This window comes from Arthrobacter wenxiniae (assembly GCF_013376105.1).
GTDB classification, from domain to species: Bacteria; Actinomycetota; Actinomycetes; order Actinomycetales; family Micrococcaceae; genus Specibacter; species Specibacter wenxiniae.
The window spans coordinates 25,591-40,807 of record NZ_JAAMFM010000022.1 but is presented as its reverse complement, the minus strand read 5'-3'; the positions used below and the strand labels follow the sequence as shown (position 1 = coordinate 40,807).

Genomic DNA, 15,217 nt, shown 5'->3' with positions numbered 1-15,217 from the left:
CCTAGTCGATTCCCAGTCGATTCCCAGTCGATTCCCGGCTGGTTTCCGGCTGCGGCACAGTATGCCCTGCCAGGCATCCATCCCGCACCACGGCCCACAGCAGCAGCGGCAGTCCCAACCCCAGCAGCGCCCCGGCAATGGTGTCGGAAAGCCAGTGGGCGCCCAGGTACATGCGGCTGTACATCATGGCGACGCCAAGAATGGCCCCGCTGACCCACATCCACAGCCGTCCCAACACGACGGCGGTGGCCACCATCGCCGCCACCGTGGCACTGACATGCCCCGACGGGTATGAGGCGGTATGGACGTGGACCAGGCTGTCCGGCGGCCGCTCCCGCCCCAGCAGGAACTTCAGCAGGTTCGTGGCGCCGGCCACCAGGAGGTTGGCACCTCCCGTAAAAAGTGCCAGTCGGCGGTGGCGCACCAGCAGCGCCAGGAACAACGCGGTGCAGTAGATGTACATGCCGGCGTTGCCCACAAAGTCGAGCACCCGGTTCGCGCCGGTGAGCCACGGCGTACGTGAAGCCGTCAGCGCGCGGTGCCAGGCGCCGTCGTACATCTGGAAGAACGGGTGGCTGCCCGAGGCGGCCAGGACCAGCGCGCCAGCCAGCACAAGGGCCAGGGCCGTGCACGCGGTCCAGAGCAGTGGTCGCCGGGAGCCGCGCAGCGGACGCAGCTGGCGCAGGCCGGGACGGTTGCGTACGTGGGCGGGCATCTGGCCATTCTACGGGCGCCCCTGGCGGGGGCGCCCGGGCACGACCCGTCATCCAAAGGGACGACCCTGAACGGACCCTGATTCATCCCTGAGATCGAAGAAAACCCCGGCATGGCTGCGTACGGTGGTTAACATGTCTAGAAATAAGGGGATGTCCACATGATTGAGGCAGTCAACCTCGCCAAGCACTACGGTTCCAAGACCGCGGTGGACGGCGTCACGTTCACGGTCCGGCCCGGGATGGTGACGGGCTTCCTCGGCCCGAACGGCGCCGGCAAGTCCACCACCATGCGCATGATCGTGGGACTGGACAAGCCCAGCGCCGGTTCGGTCACGGTCAACGGCAAGCCCTATGTCAAGCACCACGACCCGCTCCACCAGGTGGGCGCCCTGCTCGACGCCAAGGCGGTGCACACCTCGCGCAGCGCCTACAACCACCTGCTGGCCATGGCCGCCACGCACAACATTGCCACCAGCCGGGTCAATGAGGTCATCGACATGACCGGGCTGGCCGCCGTGGCCAAGAAGAAGGCCGGCGGGTTTTCCCTCGGCATGGGCCAGCGGCTGGGGATTGCCTCGGCCCTGCTGGGCGACCCGCAGACGCTGATCCTCGACGAGCCCGTCAACGGCCTGGACCCGGAAGGCGTGCTGTGGGTGCGCAACCTGGCTAGGCACCTGGCCGGGCAGGGAAAAACCGTGTTCCTGTCCTCACACCTCATGAGTGAGATGTCGCAGACGGCGGACCACCTGATCGTCATTGGCCGGGGCCGGATCATTGCCGACGCCCCCATCGCCGAGATCCTGGCCGGCAGCCAGCAGGCCAAGGTCCGCGTCCGCACCGCGGAGGCCACCCGCCTGGGCGAGCTGCTCAGCGGCACCGGAGTGCAGGTCCAGTCCAACGAAACCGAGACCCTTGAGGTGACCGGCGTCGATTCCCGCCGGATCGCCCAGGTGGCGCTTGAGAACCAGGTGCTGGTCTACGAGCTCACCCCGCTGGCGACCTCGCTGGAAGATGCGTACTTCGACCTGACCAAGGACTCCGTGGAGTACCACTCGCAAGAACTTGATGACGCCGCTCCGGCCGGCGCCCTGGAAGGGACACTGAAGTGATGAGTACGACGACGAGCCCCGCGCCTTCCGCCGCTGCCGGCGGCACGGGACTGACATTTTCGGGCGTGCTGCGCAGCGAATGGATCAAGTTCCGTTCCCTGCGCTCCACGCAGCTGCTGCTGTTGTTCACCTTTGTGGCCGTGGTGGGCGTGGGCACCATCGCCGCCTTCCTGCGCGGGACCATCATCCACCAGCTGATGAAGTTCGGGGCGGAGCGGCCCGGTGCCGTGGGCGGGCACACCCTGACCATGGACCAGGCGATCAGCGCCGCCGGCGCGCAGGGCATCAACATCTACGGCACGCCCATTGCCGGGCTGCAGCTGGGCATCCTGGTGCTGGGTGCCCTGGCCGTGCTGCTGATCTCCTCGGAGTTCGGCACCGGCATGATCCGATCCACGATGACGGCCGTGCCCAAGCGTTTGCCCACGTTCCTGGCGAAGGCCATTGTCCTGGTGGTGGTCTCCTACGTGCTGACCCTCCTGGCCGCCTTTGCCACCTTCCTTATCTCCATCCCGATCCTGCACTCCTACGGCATCAGCATGTCCCTGGGACTGGACGGCGTTGTGTACAGCATCTTCATGGGCGGGGTCTACGTGGCCGGCGTGGCACTCATGGGCCTGTCCCTCGGCACGCTGATCCGCAGCTCGGCCGGCGGCGTCATCGTCCTGGTGGCCCTGTTCTTCCTGCTGGAAATCGCCACGTCGCTGCTGGGGCTGGTCCCCGGCGACTTCTGGAAATACGTGGGCCAGTACGTCCCCAGCGTGGCCGGCGGGCGGATGCTGGAGATTGGGGACAAGGCGGCATTCATCAGCCCCCTCTCCGGCGGGCTGATCTTCCTGGGCTGGATTGTGCTGGTCACAGTTCCCGCCGTCATTTCCCTCAAGACCCGTGACGTCTAAGAGCGTCTTTTGCCCGGCACGCCTGCCGGGCTTCTAGACTCACCCTTATGCGCACACATGAGCAGGCGGGGGTTGCGGAACGAACGGCCGCCGCCCCCGCCGAACTGCCTTCCGCCGCCCGGCGGGCCGACGAGTTCACGGCCAGCCGGCGCGGCGTGGTGCGCAAGTACCTGTACAACCACCCCCGCGTCATGGACGTGGTGGTGGTCCTGGTGTACCTGCTGGCCGGCTCCGGCACGTTCCTGAACGGCCGCACCGCCAACCTCGGCGCCCATCTGGTGGTGCTCGCCGCGTCCTGCGTTGTCCTGATGTTCCGCCGGGACAGGCCCTTGTCTGTCCTGGCCATCCTGGCCGTCTTTGAAATCATCAACATCATCCTGGTGCCTACCTCGGGCAACATCGGGGCCAGCCTGTGGTTTGCCCTGTATGCCGTGGCCGTGGCCTACCGGGGTGTGTTCAGCTTTTCCGTGGCCGCCGCCGCCTCCCTGCCACTGGTCCTGTACACCCTCTTCGTGTACCAGTTTCCCAGGGAATTCCTGAGGGTGGACGGGCCCACCGCCTTCGAGAGCAATGTCATCACGGGAATCGTCATGCTCCTCTCCAACGTCATTGCCACGGGCGTGGGCGTCTCCGTGCGGCGCGGCCGCGAGCACGAGGCCGAACTGAGGCAATGGGCGGTCCGCAACGCCCAGCTGGCCTCCATCGCCGAACGGAACAGGATTGCCCGCGAAATGCACGACGTCGTTGCCCACTCCCTGACCGTGATGGTGGCCCTTTCCGACGGGGCCGCCGTGGTGGTCAGGAGGAATCCGGAGAAGGCGGGCGACGTGCTGGCCCAACTCTCCCAAACGGGGCGCAACGCGCTGGCGGACATGCGCCGCGTGCTCGGCGTACTGCGGGACGACTCCGGCGCGGATTCACGCTCTCCGCAGCCCGACGACACCGACCTGGCAGCCTTGTTCGAGGGGTTCCGCCAGGCTGGGCTTCCGCTGTCCGTCACGCAGGCCGGCCCCCTGCTGCCCAAGGACCCGGCGCTGCAGCTGACGGTGTACCGGATTGTCCAGGAGTCGCTGACCAACGTGCTGCGCTACGGCACCTCGATTTCGCGCGTGCAGGTGCGCATTGACAACGATCCTGCGGCGGGGGTGCTGAAGGTGGTGGTGGCCGACGACGGCCGCGGCTCGCTGGACGCGTCCATGGGAACCGGCCAAGGCATTGTGGGCATGCGGGAGAGGGCCCGGATCTATGCCGGCACGGTCGACGCCGGCCCCGCGCCGCACGGAGGATGGACCGTCGACGCGGTGCTGCACCCCGCGGCGGCGCGGGACTGAACGCGTGCGGGACCTGCCTGCGTGCACCACCACGGACCCAAGGAGAACAAGTTGAACGCCGAACCCATCAGGGTCCTGCTCGTGGACGACCAGCCCCTGCTGCGCATGGGCTTCCGCCTGATCCTGGAAGGCGAGGACGATCTCAGCGTGGTGGGGGAGGCGTCCAACGGGCTTGAGGCGCTGGCCGCCGTCGACCGGCTGGAGCCGGACGTGGTGCTCATGGACGTTCGCATGCCGCTCATGGACGGGATCGAGGCGACGGGGAAGATCTCCGCCTCGGCGTCCCAGGCCCGGATCATCATCCTGACCACCTTCGACCTGGACGAATACGCATTTGCCGGGCTGCAGGCGGGGGCGTCCGCGTTCCTGCTCAAGGACGTGGCACCGGCCGAGCTGGGCAACGCCGTGCGCCTGGTGGCCAGCGGGGACGCCGTGGTGGCGCCCCGCGTCACGCAGCGGCTCCTGGAGAACTTTGTGCGCTCGCAGCCGGCACGCCCGCCGCTGCCGCGGGACCCGCTGCTCGACGAGCTGACGCCGCGGGAGCTGGAAGTCGCGAAGTCCATTGCCCAGGGCCTGTCCAACGCCGAGATCGCACACCGGCTGTTCCTTTCCGAGGCCACCGTGAAGACCCATGTGCGGCGGATCCTGACCAAGCTGCACCTGCGCGACCGCGTCCAGGTGGTGGTCTACGCCTATGAGACCGGCCTGGCCACGCCGAGCAACCCCGACTACTGAACCCCGACGGCGTTCGCGGCGCCCGGACCCGGCTTCGCCAATCGCTGGCGCTGGATGGATCGCGTGGGTGCCCTGCCGGCCCCCCGCCTGCCTTGTCGCCGGGGCCGTCGTGATTGAATCGAAGCATGACTTCCCTTGAGCACACCCACGACCTGCGCGACTTCATTGAGGCGTCCCCGTCAAGCTTCCATGCGGCCCGTGAAGCGGGCCGGCGGCTGGAGGCCGCCGGATTCACCCGCCTGGACGAAAGCGCCGAATGGCCCGCACACGGGCGGCACTTTGTGGTTCGGGACGGTGCCGTCATCGCCTGGATCACGCCGGAGCGTGCCACGGCCACCACGGGTTTCAACATCCTGGGCGCCCACACGGACTCGCCGTCCTTCAAGCTCAAGCCCAGGCCGACCACGGGCCGGTTCGGCTGGCTGCAGGCAGGGGTCGAAGTGTATGGCGGCCCGCTGCTGAACTCCTGGCTTGACCGCGAACTGCAGTTTGCCGGCCGCCTCGTGGACCTCGACGGGACGGAATCGCTCGTGGCCACCGGCCCGCTCCTGCGCTTCCCGCAGCTGGCCATCCACCTGGACCGCGGGGTCAACGACGGGCTGAAGCTGGACAAGCAGCAGCACATGAACCCGGTGTGGGGCCAGGGCCATCCCGGCAGGGAGGACCTGTTGGGGCTGCTCGCGGACCGGGCCGGCGTGGATGCCAGGACCATCGGCGGCTATGACATCGTGGTGGCCGACACCCAGCCGGGACAGGTGTTTGGCGCCAAGGGTGAATTCTTTGCCGCGGGCCGGATGGACAACCTGACCTCGGTGCATGCCGGCCTGACGGCCCTGATCAACGCGGCGGAGGGGTCGGCCGGCGATACCGTCATCCCCGTGCTGGCCGCGTTTGACCATGAAGAGATCGGCTCGGGCTCGCGCTCCGGGGCGTGCGGCCCCATCCTCGAGGACATCCTGACCCGCGTGTCCGACGGCCTGGGCGCCTCGGTGAGCGAGCGGCGTCGGGCCTTCACCAACTCCTTCTGCGTCTCCGCCGACGCCGGGCACGCGGTGCACCCGAACTACTCTGAACGCCACGACCCGGCCAACCTGCCCGTGCTGGGCGGTGGCCCGCTGCTGAAGATCAACGCCAACCAGCGCTACGCCACCGACGCCACGGGCGCCGCCGCCTGGGCCAGGCTGTGCACGGCGACGGGCGCGCCCTACCAGGAGTTCGTCTCCAACAACGACGTCCCCTGCGGCTCCACGATCGGCCCGCTGACGGCCACGCGCCTGGGCATCCGGACCGTGGACGTGGGCACGCCGCTGCTGTCCATGCATTCGGCGCGGGAGCTGTGCGGGGTCGATGACCCCTTCCACCTTGCACGCATCACGGAGACGTTCTTCCGCACCTCGGTCCAGGGCGTGGTGTAGGAGTCACTGCGCGAGGCTGACCACCAGGTTGATGGTGGTGGCCAGGATGCCCGTGCCGAACACAAAGGCGAGCAGGCTGTGCCGCAGCACGGCCGAGCGCATGTGCCGGCTGGTGATGTTCGTGTCCGAGACCTGGTACGTCATCCCGACGCTGAATGCCATGTACGCGATGTCCGTGTACTGCGGCGGCGCATCCTGGTTGAAGCCGATGCCGCCGGGCTCGCCCGCGTAGTAAATCTCCGCGTACCGCAGGGTGAACAGCGTGTGCACCAGGAGCCAGGACATGGCAGTGGATGTCATGGCCAGCAGCGCCAGCAGCAGCTTGCCGCCGCCGGCCACGTCCTTGCCGCCCACCATGACCAGCACGACGGCGGCCAGCGAACCGACCGCTGCCAGCAGGATCAGCAGGTCCGAGGTGTTCCGCCCCGGGTCCTCCTCCTGTGCATGGGCCGCTGTGTGCGCGTTGTCCATGGGCGCGATGGTCAGCCAGACCCAGAGGTTGTAGATCAGTGCCGCAACTGTCCAGCCCACGGCAGGCGCGTACACCCACGCGCCAAAGACGGCGGTGGCGGCCGCCGCGCCAAGCCCGGCAACGACCATGACGGCCAGGCGGCGCCGGCGGTGCCGGGCACGAGTGGTTTCCATCTCGCGATCATGCCATGCCTCAGGGCCCTATTCACTCAGCCCAGCGGGGTGGTGGCGCGGGCGAGGAGTTTTCCCAGCAGGCCGGGGCTGCCCGCGGCGGCACCGAGCCGCGCCTCCTTGACCCAGTCGGGGTCCAGGGCCGCCCAGTTGACGGACCAGCCGGCGCCGCGGGCCAGCTGGTCCAGGAGGACGGCCTGGCAGCGGATGTTGCCGTCCCGGAAGGGGTCCAGCACGGCCAGCGCACCCCAGTGGTGCGCCAGCCGCTCGGTGAATCCGTCGACGTCCAGACCCGCCAGAAAGCCTTCGTGCTCCAGCGCCCCAAACACGCCGTCGGCCGCCGCCTCAATGAACTCCGGACGGCAGTGGACCACGCCGGATCCCCGGGCCGTCCGGTCCGTCTCCCGGAGCTGCCCGGCCCATTCGTACAGTTCCCCAAAGAGGCGCCGGTGGATGGCCTGCAGGTGGGCCAGGCGGAACACCGGCTCCTCGGGGGCCACGGCCAGCCCCGCCAGGCCGAGCTCCACCAGCCCGTTCTCCACCCGGCGGAGCGCAAACTGTTCGACCAGGCTGAACTTGTTCTTCAGGACCTCGGAATTGGGGTAGGTGTATCTGTCCGGCATGGCGGCTACTGCACCTCCGGCAGGGTGGCATCCAGGTAGCGGCGCACGGCGGACTCGGGAGTCGAGGTGCCGCGCAGGATCCGCCGGGCCAGGCGCAGGGACCGCTTGTCCGGGTTGCCGCCGGCGAAGCCCTGGATGCCGGCCGCGAACTCCATGGCGGCGGCCACGTCCTGCTCGTCCAGGGCTTCGTTGCGGCTCATTGCTTGTCCTTTCGGTGGTGGGGGGCGACAGCCGGGGCCAGGTGGTCGTCCCAATGGCGGGCCGGACGTTGGGCAAACCCGTCGTGGTCGCGGTTGAGCGGAAAGCTGAAGGGACCGGGAATTGGGGATGGTGGCAGGTCGGTGAGCCCAATTCGGGTGTGGTTCCGTTCCGCAGGGTCACGACGGTCTTGGCCCCGGATCCGCGGGAACGACCTGCCGAGCCCCGTTTGCAAATTCCAAGGCCGACTGGACCTCGGCGCCGGTCAACCCGCTCTTGTCCTTCAGCCTCGACATGCCACGATTCCTTGGATTGAAGGTGACGGACCAGTTGTGAACGCGCCGCCTGCTCCCTCCATTCTACCGGTCTGAGCTGGCGAGAAGCCGGAGGAAGAGTCGCATGTGGACAACTCTGCGCCGCGGACTTTGGCCAGCCGTAGCAGGCCGCAGCGGCCTCGTCGGGCTGCTTGTGGAGTTTTTTTGAGGTCGGCGTACCCGCCGTCGTCCATCAGGTTGTAGAGCCTGGTGAGGCCAAAGGTTGGCAATGAGAGTGCCCGGCCAGTGCAGGTCCATGAAGCCGGACGAGCCGCTAAAATCCTCACAACCGGCGCCCGCGGTTTGGCGGTTGGAACCATGGGCCTCTGCCCTTTCCGTGCCCGAATGGCTACCCCCATGGAACCGACGTTTATGGAGACCATGCCGCAAGGGTCGGACTAATTAAGTCGGAGCCCTTCCTGGCCCGGGAAATGGTGTGCTCCAAGTTCAGCTGGACGTCCGAGACGTCCTTCATGACCTGTTCGTGGACGGCTTCAGCATCGCAGCGCTGAGGGCTGGCCTGGTTCCCCGCCCGCATTTCCCCGTCCCGAGATTAACGCAGATGCCCGGCGGCCACCCCAACTTGTCCACAGCGTGTGGCGGGGCTGACGGGAAAAGGCGAGTGGCCGGCGTCGTGCGTAATGTAAGATGGATGAGTCTGTGCTGGCACCCGTCCACCCCACCGGTGGGGCCGGGGAACGGCGCAGGCGCCGCAAATGAACCTCCTGTTACGGAAAGACCGTAACCGCTTAGCCCAAAGGAGGTGGGTTCACATATGCGTCCTTACGAACTGATGGTCATCATCGACCCCGAGGTCGACGAGCGTACCGTAGAGTCGTCACTTCAGAAGTTCCTCAATGTCATCACCACCGATGGTGGAACCATCGAAAAGGTAGACATCTGGGGCCGTCGCCGCCTGGCGTACGAAATCAAGAAGAAGTCCGAAGGTATCTACGCCGTGGTGAACTTCACCGCTGCTCCGGCTACCGCCCAGGAACTTGACCGCCAGCTTGGCCTCAACGAGACCATCATGCGCACCAAGATCATCCGTCCGGAAGACCAGAAGGTCGTGGCCGAGTAACCTCGGTCCACCCCAAAAGTTTTTCACCGTAGGAAAACACCCAAGCAGGAAGCAGGAGCAGATGGCAGGCGAAACCACCATTACGGTCATTGGCAACCTCACCAGTGACCCCGAACTGCGGTTTACCCCGAGCGGTTCAGCAGTGGCGAACTTCACCGTTGCGTCCACTCCGCGGACCTTTGACCGCCAAACCAACGAGTGGAAGGACGGCGAAACGCTGTTCCTCCGCGCGTCGATCTGGCGTGAAGCGGCAGAGAACGTGGCCGAGTCCCTCACCAAGGGCACCCGCGTCATTGTCTCCGGCCGGCTGAAGTCGCGGACCTACGACACCAAGGAAGGCGAAAAGCGCACCGTCATGGAGCTTGAGGTCGACGAAATCGGCCCCTCGCTGCGCTACGCCAATGCCAAGGTCAACCGCACCCAGCGCTCCGGCGGTCAGGGTGGCGGCTTTGGCGCAGGCAACGGCGGCAACTTCGGCGGCGGCAACGCCGGCGGGGGACAGGGCGGTTTTGGCGGCAATTCCGGCGGGGGAAACTTCGGCGGCAACGGCGGCCAGCAGCAGCCACAGGCTGCACCGGCATCCGACCCCTGGGCCACGCCCGGCGGATCGACCGGTGGCTGGGGCGCGGGCCCGGATAGCTCCGAGCCCCCCTTCTAGCAACAACTTCTTTACCCAGTGCGGCAACCGCCGCACGCCCACCATCCCGCGGATTAATATCCACGGGCTCCACGAATATTAAGGAGCTCCACGATGGCTAAGGCTGAACTCCGTAAGCCCAAACCAAAGTCCAACCCCCTGAAGGCCGCTGACATCACTGTCATCGACTACAAGGACGTAGCATTGCTGCGCAAGTTCATCTCCGACCGCGGAAAGATCCGTGCGCGCCGCGTCACGGGTGTCACCGTCCAGGAGCAGCGCAAGATCGCCCAGGCAATCAAGAACGCCCGCGAAGTTGCACTGCTGCCCTACTCCGGCGCTGGCCGAGGCTAAGGGAGATAAACAAACATGGCAAAGCTCATTTTGACCCACGAAGTTACCGGTCTCGGCACCTCGGGCGACATCGTTGAGGTGAAGAACGGTTACGCACGTAACTACCTTCTGCCCCGCGGCTACGCCCTGGCATGGTCCAAGGGAGGCGAGAAGCAGCTTGAGTCCATCAAGGCTGCCCGCGCCGCCCATGAGCACGCTTCCGTTGAAGCCGCTCAGGCCCAGGCCGCCGGACTGGCCGCCAAGCCGGTCACGCTGACCGTCAAGGCCGGCGAGTCCGGACGCCTGTTCGGCACCGTCAAGACTGACGATGTCGCAAAGGCTGTTGCTGCTGCCGGTCTCGGCAACGTCGACAAGCGCAAGATCGAACTGCCCACCCACATCAAGTCGGTTGGCAAGTACACGGCAAACGTCCGTCTCTACGAAGACGTCACCGCCGTGATCACGCTGAACGTGGTTGCAGGCTAACACCCCTGCCTCACGCTTCATCAGGAAGGCCGGCTCCCGTTCGCGGGGGGCCGGCCTTTTCCTTACCCCCGGCCCTCTTGCCTTTGCGCCCGACCCTTTTGCGACTGGAGCGAATCGAGCTGCTGCGTGGTCATGTGGACATATGCTGTCCCGACGAGCTCGCGCAGCACGTCCAGGTCCACGTCGGCCAGCTTGTTGACGTAAACACAGCCCGCGCCGCGCTTGAACTTTCCCAGCGTGTCCAGGAGACGGTCGACGCCGGGCGGGTACGTCAGGCCGTAAATCACCAACTGGGCTTTTCTGGGGGAAAATCCGGCGGCGGGCGCGTCGCCCTCCCTGCCGGAGGAGTACCGGTAGTGGTAGCTGCCGAAGCCGATGATGGTGGGCCCCCACATCACCGGGGGCTGCCCGGTGGCCTCCCGCATCATGGCCAGCAGGACGCGGGCGTCCGCGCGGCGCACGGCGCTGGTGTCCACGGTGTCGATGAAGTCCTCGACGCTGCCCGCGGTCGGATGCGTCTTGTTGGCGTCCCCGGCCCTCCGCGGCGGGGTGCCCTTTGTGGCAGCCATGTGATGCCTCCCGGTGTTGGTCCATGGGCGCTAAGCCCCAGCCTAGTGCGGTCGCGGAAGGACATGGTTACTGACGAGTACATACGCTGCAGTGCATAAGTGCAGGTCAGCCTTGCCGGGGCTGCCCGCATGATGCACAAGCTGGGCATATGTCTGTGGATATCTAGCGTTGGATCCGCCAATTTCGCAGCTGTCAACATGCAAGTTGTGGATGAGACTCGCCTGCCAAATACTTTTCATCCACAGCCGGTGGGCAGTGTTTGCGCAGGTCAGAAGCGGGTTGGTGATGAAAGTCATCGCTTATCCACACGGTTGTCCCCATCCTGTGCACAAGACAGGGCAGTTAATGCACAAGTTATCCACAGGGGTGGTGGACAACGGGGTTGGTGGTTGTCCACAGAGCGTCTACCGTTGCAGGGGATCCCCTCCGCGAACGGCGATAATGTCGTTGTGGGCTGGTAGGACGGGAGGAAGCACTCTTGGCGAATCCAGCCGGGTTCGCAGGATGCCAGGCCAGCAGGTAAGAAAGTGGGCACAAGCCATGTCAGCTCCAGCAATGGACACCGTCGGAACGTCCAGGGAGCCGGACTTTGCCCGGACGCCCCCGCAGGACCTCGTGGCGGAACAAAGCGTCCTGGGCGGCATGATGCTCTCCAAGGACGCCATTGCGGACGTCGTGGAGGTGCTGCGCGGCAACGACTTCTACCGCCCCTCCCACGAGAGCATCTACGAGGCCATCCTTGACCTCTACGGCCGCGGCGAGCCCGCCGACGCCGTCACCGTTGCCGATGAGCTGACCAAGCGCCAGGAAATCGCCAAGGTGGGCGGCGCCGCGTACCTGCACCAGCTCATCCAGTCCGTCCCCACGGCCGCCAACGCCGGCTTCTATGCCGAGATCGTGGCCGAGCGCGCCGTGCTCCGCCGGCTCGTCACGGCCGGGACCAAGATCGTCCAGATGGGCTACGCCCAGGACGGCGAGGTGGAGGACGTGGTGAACGCCGCCCAGGCGGAGATCTTCGCCGTGGCCGAGCGCCGCACCACGGAGGACTACGTGATCCTCAAGGACGTCATGGAGTCCACCGTCGATGAGATCGAGGCGTCCGGCCACAAGGGCGAGGGCATGACCGGCGTGCCCACCGGATTCTACGAATTCGACGAGCTGACCAACGGCCTGCATCCTGGCCAGATGATCGTCATCGCGGCGAGGCCGGCCGTGGGCAAGGCCCTCGCGCTGGACACCGCCCTGCCCACGCCTGCGGGCTGGACCACCATGGGCGAGGTCAAGGTCGGGGACACCGTCCTGGCCGCCGACGGCACGCCCACGCTGGTGGTGGCGGCTACTGAAGTCATGCTGGGCCGTCCCTGCTTTGAGGTGACGTTCGACGACGGCAGTGTCCTGGTTGCCGATGCCGAGCACCAGTGGCTCACCGACACGCGCTCCTCGCGGAAATCCGCGCAGGCGGCCAGCCAACCGCGGATCACGCCGCAGGTGCGCACAACGGCGGATATTGCCGAAACCCTGCGCTGTGAAACAGCGGACAACCGCCTGAACCACTCGATCAGGAACGCCGCCGCCCTGGAACTGCCCGCGGCAGAGTTGCCAATCGGCCCGTACACGCTCGGGGCGTGGCTGGGCGATGGCGCATCAGCGGCCGCCCGCGTGACAAACACGGACGACGAGGTGTTCATGCGCATCTCCGCCGAGGGCTACGAACTCAGGGCCGTCTCGGGCATGGTCTACAGCCTCCACCTGCCGGCGGAATCGTTTGTGTTTGAAGGCATCTGTGTTGTTTGTGGAACGTCGTTCACCAACAAACTACGACAGGTCCGCACCTGCTCCCAGAATTGCGGCCGCAAGGCACGGTACACGACCTCGCCGGTGCCGTCACCGACTTGCATTGATTGCGGAGTCCCCTGCAGCGGTGGACTCCGCTGTGAGCCCTGCCGGCTCGACCATGGGTCACTTCAGGCGCTGCTGCGATCAAACGGGCTGCTGGGCAACAAGCACATTCCCGGCACCTATCTCCGGGCGGGCATCGCCCAACGGCGGGACCTCCTGGCGGGCCTGCTGGACACCGACGGGACTGTGACCAGCAGCGGGTGCGTTCAATTCGCCGTGACGAGCCGGCATCTGGCCGAAGACACGCGCGAACTCGTGCACAGCCTGGGCTACCGCACCGGGTGGTCGGAAAAGCGGGTGAACGGACACACTGAACAGTCGTCGACCTGCTACACGATCACCTTCGCCACCGACGACGTCGTCTTTGGCCTGACCCGCAAGCAGCTGCTGCACAAGGAACGCGGCGCGCGTGCCACGCCAAAGCGCACCCAGCGTTTCATCACGTCGGTTCGCCCGGTTGAATCCGTCCCCGTGAAGTGCATCCAGATCGCCCATGGCAGCCACCTGTACCTGGCCGGCCGCTCCTTCATTCCCACCCACAACTCGACGTTCGCACTTGACTGGGCGCGTTCTGCGGCCATCACGCACAACATGGCCACCGTCGTGTTCTCCCTGGAAATGGGCCGGAACGAGCTGGCCATGCGCCTGCTCTCGGCCGAGGCGACCATCAGCCTGCAGGACCTCCGCAAGGGAACGGTCAAGGACGACCAGTGGTCCAAGATCGCCACCACCATGGGAAAGATGAATGACGCCCCCTTGTTCATTGACGATTCCCCGAACATGTCGCTGATGGAGATCCGCGCCAAGTGCCGCCGCCTGAAGCAGCAGCACGACCTCAAGCTCGTCATCCTTGACTACCTCCAGCTCATGTCCTCCGGCAAGCGCGTGGAATCACGCCAGCAGGAAGTCTCCGAGTTCTCGCGTGCCCTGAAGCTGCTGGCCAAAGAGCTGCAGGTGCCCGTGGTGGCGCTCTCGCAGCTGAACCGTGGGTCCGAGCAGCGCACGGACAAGAAGCCGATGGTTTCCGACCTTCGTGAAAGTGGTTCGATCGAGCAGGACGCGGACATGGTCATCCTGCTCCACCGCGAGGACATCTACGACAAGGAGTCGGCGCGCGCCGGCGAGGCCGACGTCATCGTGGCCAAGCACCGCAACGGCCCCACCAAGACGATCGTGGTGGGGTTCCAGGGCCACTACTCACGGTTCGCCAACATGGCCAGCGACAGCGGCGGGGGCGGCTACTAGCCCAGGCGGAACCCCGGCGCCCCTGAACCGCGCCTCGATCCGCTGCCCGGCGAAGCAGCCGCCCACGATCAGGGCGGCACCCAGCGCACCGGTCCGGCCCAGGGCCTCCCCGGCGAACAGCACCCCCGCCAGCACCGCCCAGACGGGTTCGGTCCCCATCAGCAGGCTTGCCCGGGCGGCCGAGGTGCGCCGCACCGCCCACAACTGGACCAGGAAGGCGAAAACGCTGCACGCCAGGCCCAGGAACAGCACGCCCAGCCAGCCGGACGGGCCAAAGGCAACGGCGGCTGCACCCATGCCGGCCGGGTCCACGGCCAGCCCCGCCGCAGCACAGACCACCGACTGGATGAGCGTCACGGTGACGGAACTGTAGGGCCGGCCGCGCGTCAGGGTGCCCAGCAGCGTCACGTGGCAGGCCCGGACGGCCGCCGCGGCCAGCATGAGGAGGTCGCCCGGGTTGGGTGCGCGGAACCCGCCGCCCGAAACCAGCAGCGCCACGCCCACCACGCCGACCACCGCCGCCACAAAGAATCCCGGCGGCAGCCACCGCCTGGCGGCGGCGGAGTCGACCAGCGGCGTGAACACCACCGTCAAGCTGATGATCAGGCCCGCATTGGCGGCGCGCGTCTGTGACACGCCCCAGGTCTCCAGAAACAGGACCGCGGCCTGGGTGAGCCCCAGCAGCACGCCGGTCCACAACTCCGCACGCCCCGGAACCCGGCGGACCCGCCACAGCCACACGGCGCCCAGCGCCAGTGTCGCCACCACAAAGCGCCAGCCCAGCACGGCGGGCACGGAGGCCACCACCGTCAGCTCCTTCGCCACCAGGTAGCTGCCACCCCACACCACCGCCACGCCCAGCAGCGCCACATCAATGCCGCGTCCTCCGCCCGGGCGGCCCCTCAAAGTCTTCACGGCTTCCATCCTGACGGCCGAGATCCATTAGCACCAGATGCCAAATCCGACAGCAATGCATTAGTTTGG

General features: G+C 66.7%; 16 protein-coding genes. 10 read left to right on the top strand and 6 right to left on the bottom strand.

Going from position 1 to position 15,217, the window contains the following annotated elements:
- Position 1 precedes the first annotated feature (1 nt).
- Complete coding sequence (locus G6034_RS13765; RefSeq protein ID WP_176635679.1) at positions 2 to 715, bottom strand: phosphatase PAP2 family protein; 714 nt, start codon at positions 713 to 715, stop codon at positions 2 to 4.
- A gap of 159 nt (positions 716 to 874) precedes the next feature.
- Between G6034_RS13765 and G6034_RS13760 the strand changes: the two genes are divergently transcribed.
- From G6034_RS13760 to G6034_RS13740, 5 genes are all read left to right on the top strand, one after another.
- Positions 875 to 1,825 carry an ABC transporter ATP-binding protein gene (locus G6034_RS13760; RefSeq protein ID WP_176635678.1) on the top strand — a complete coding sequence of 317 codons (951 nt, stop codon included), beginning with the start codon at positions 875 to 877 and terminating at the stop codon, positions 1,823 to 1,825.
- Positions 1,825 to 2,724, top strand: a complete 900-nt coding sequence (locus tag G6034_RS13755) for an ABC transporter permease (protein WP_176635677.1) — start codon at positions 1,825 to 1,827, stop codon at positions 2,722 to 2,724. Before G6034_RS13760 ends, G6034_RS13755 begins: the two co-directional genes overlap by 1 nt.
- Before the next feature lie 47 nt (positions 2,725 to 2,771).
- Positions 2,772 to 4,055 carry a sensor histidine kinase gene (locus tag G6034_RS13750; protein ID WP_246295898.1) on the top strand — a complete coding sequence of 428 codons (1,284 nt, stop codon included), beginning with the start codon at positions 2,772 to 2,774 and terminating at the stop codon, positions 4,053 to 4,055.
- A gap of 51 nt (positions 4,056 to 4,106) precedes the next feature.
- Positions 4,107 to 4,790, top strand: a complete 684-nt coding sequence (locus G6034_RS13745; protein ID WP_176635676.1) for a response regulator — start codon at positions 4,107 to 4,109, stop codon at positions 4,788 to 4,790.
- Positions 4,791 to 4,915: 125 nt separating this feature from the next.
- Complete coding sequence (locus tag G6034_RS13740) at positions 4,916 to 6,205, top strand: M18 family aminopeptidase (RefSeq protein WP_176635675.1); 1,290 nt, start codon at positions 4,916 to 4,918, stop codon at positions 6,203 to 6,205.
- A gap of 3 nt (positions 6,206 to 6,208) precedes the next feature.
- Here G6034_RS13740 and G6034_RS13735 read toward each other — a convergent pair whose 3' ends face one another.
- The 3 genes from G6034_RS13735 to G6034_RS13725 are packed head-to-tail and all read right to left on the bottom strand — an operon-like array spanning position 6,209 to position 7,670.
- Positions 6,209 to 6,850: a DUF1345 domain-containing protein gene (locus G6034_RS13735; RefSeq protein WP_246295890.1), complete on the bottom strand. Its 642-nt coding sequence runs from the start codon at positions 6,848 to 6,850 to the stop codon at positions 6,209 to 6,211.
- Positions 6,851 to 6,885: 35 nt separating this feature from the next.
- Positions 6,886 to 7,470, bottom strand: coding sequence for a Fic/DOC family protein (locus G6034_RS13730; RefSeq protein ID WP_176635674.1), 585 nt, complete (start codon positions 7,468 to 7,470; stop codon positions 6,886 to 6,888).
- A gap of 5 nt (positions 7,471 to 7,475) precedes the next feature.
- On the bottom strand, positions 7,476 to 7,670 hold the full coding sequence (locus G6034_RS13725) for a hypothetical protein (protein ID WP_176635673.1): 195 nt from the start codon (positions 7,668 to 7,670) through the stop codon (positions 7,476 to 7,478).
- 1,087 nt (positions 7,671 to 8,757) lie between these two features.
- Between G6034_RS13725 and rpsF the strand changes: the two genes are divergently transcribed.
- From rpsF to rplI, 4 genes are all read left to right on the top strand, one after another.
- On the top strand, positions 8,758 to 9,063 hold the full coding sequence (gene rpsF / locus G6034_RS13720; protein ID WP_113716340.1) for a 30S ribosomal protein S6: 306 nt from the start codon (positions 8,758 to 8,760) through the stop codon (positions 9,061 to 9,063).
- 61 nt (positions 9,064 to 9,124) lie between these two features.
- Entirely contained in the window at positions 9,125 to 9,721 is a 597-nt protein-coding gene (locus G6034_RS13715; RefSeq protein WP_176635672.1) for a single-stranded DNA-binding protein, read from the top strand.
- Between the two features lie 93 nt (positions 9,722 to 9,814).
- Positions 9,815 to 10,054, top strand: coding sequence for a 30S ribosomal protein S18 (gene rpsR, locus G6034_RS13710; protein WP_003800144.1), 240 nt, complete (start codon positions 9,815 to 9,817; stop codon positions 10,052 to 10,054).
- A 15-nt stretch (positions 10,055 to 10,069) separates the two neighbouring features.
- Positions 10,070 to 10,519 (top strand): 50S ribosomal protein L9, encoded by a 450-nt coding sequence (gene rplI / locus G6034_RS13705; protein WP_176635671.1) that lies wholly within the window; start codon positions 10,070 to 10,072, stop codon positions 10,517 to 10,519.
- Positions 10,520 to 10,581: 62 nt separating this feature from the next.
- Here the strand turns inward: rplI and G6034_RS13700 are convergent, their stop codons facing one another.
- Entirely contained in the window at positions 10,582 to 11,088 is a 507-nt protein-coding gene (locus tag G6034_RS13700; protein WP_176635670.1) for a DUF1801 domain-containing protein, read from the bottom strand.
- 541 nt (positions 11,089 to 11,629) lie between these two features.
- Here G6034_RS13700 and dnaB point away from each other — a divergent pair.
- The gene (dnaB, locus tag G6034_RS13695) at positions 11,630 to 14,233 is read left to right on the top strand and encodes a replicative DNA helicase (protein ID WP_176635669.1); all 2,604 of its coding nucleotides are present in this window, start codon (positions 11,630 to 11,632) and stop codon (positions 14,231 to 14,233) included.
- Here dnaB and G6034_RS13690 read toward each other — a convergent pair.
- Complete coding sequence (locus G6034_RS13690) at positions 14,186 to 15,148, bottom strand: DMT family transporter (RefSeq protein WP_343038058.1); 963 nt, start codon at positions 15,146 to 15,148, stop codon at positions 14,186 to 14,188. The genes dnaB and G6034_RS13690 overlap by 48 nt on opposite strands.
- Positions 15,149 to 15,217: the final 69 nt, after the last annotated feature.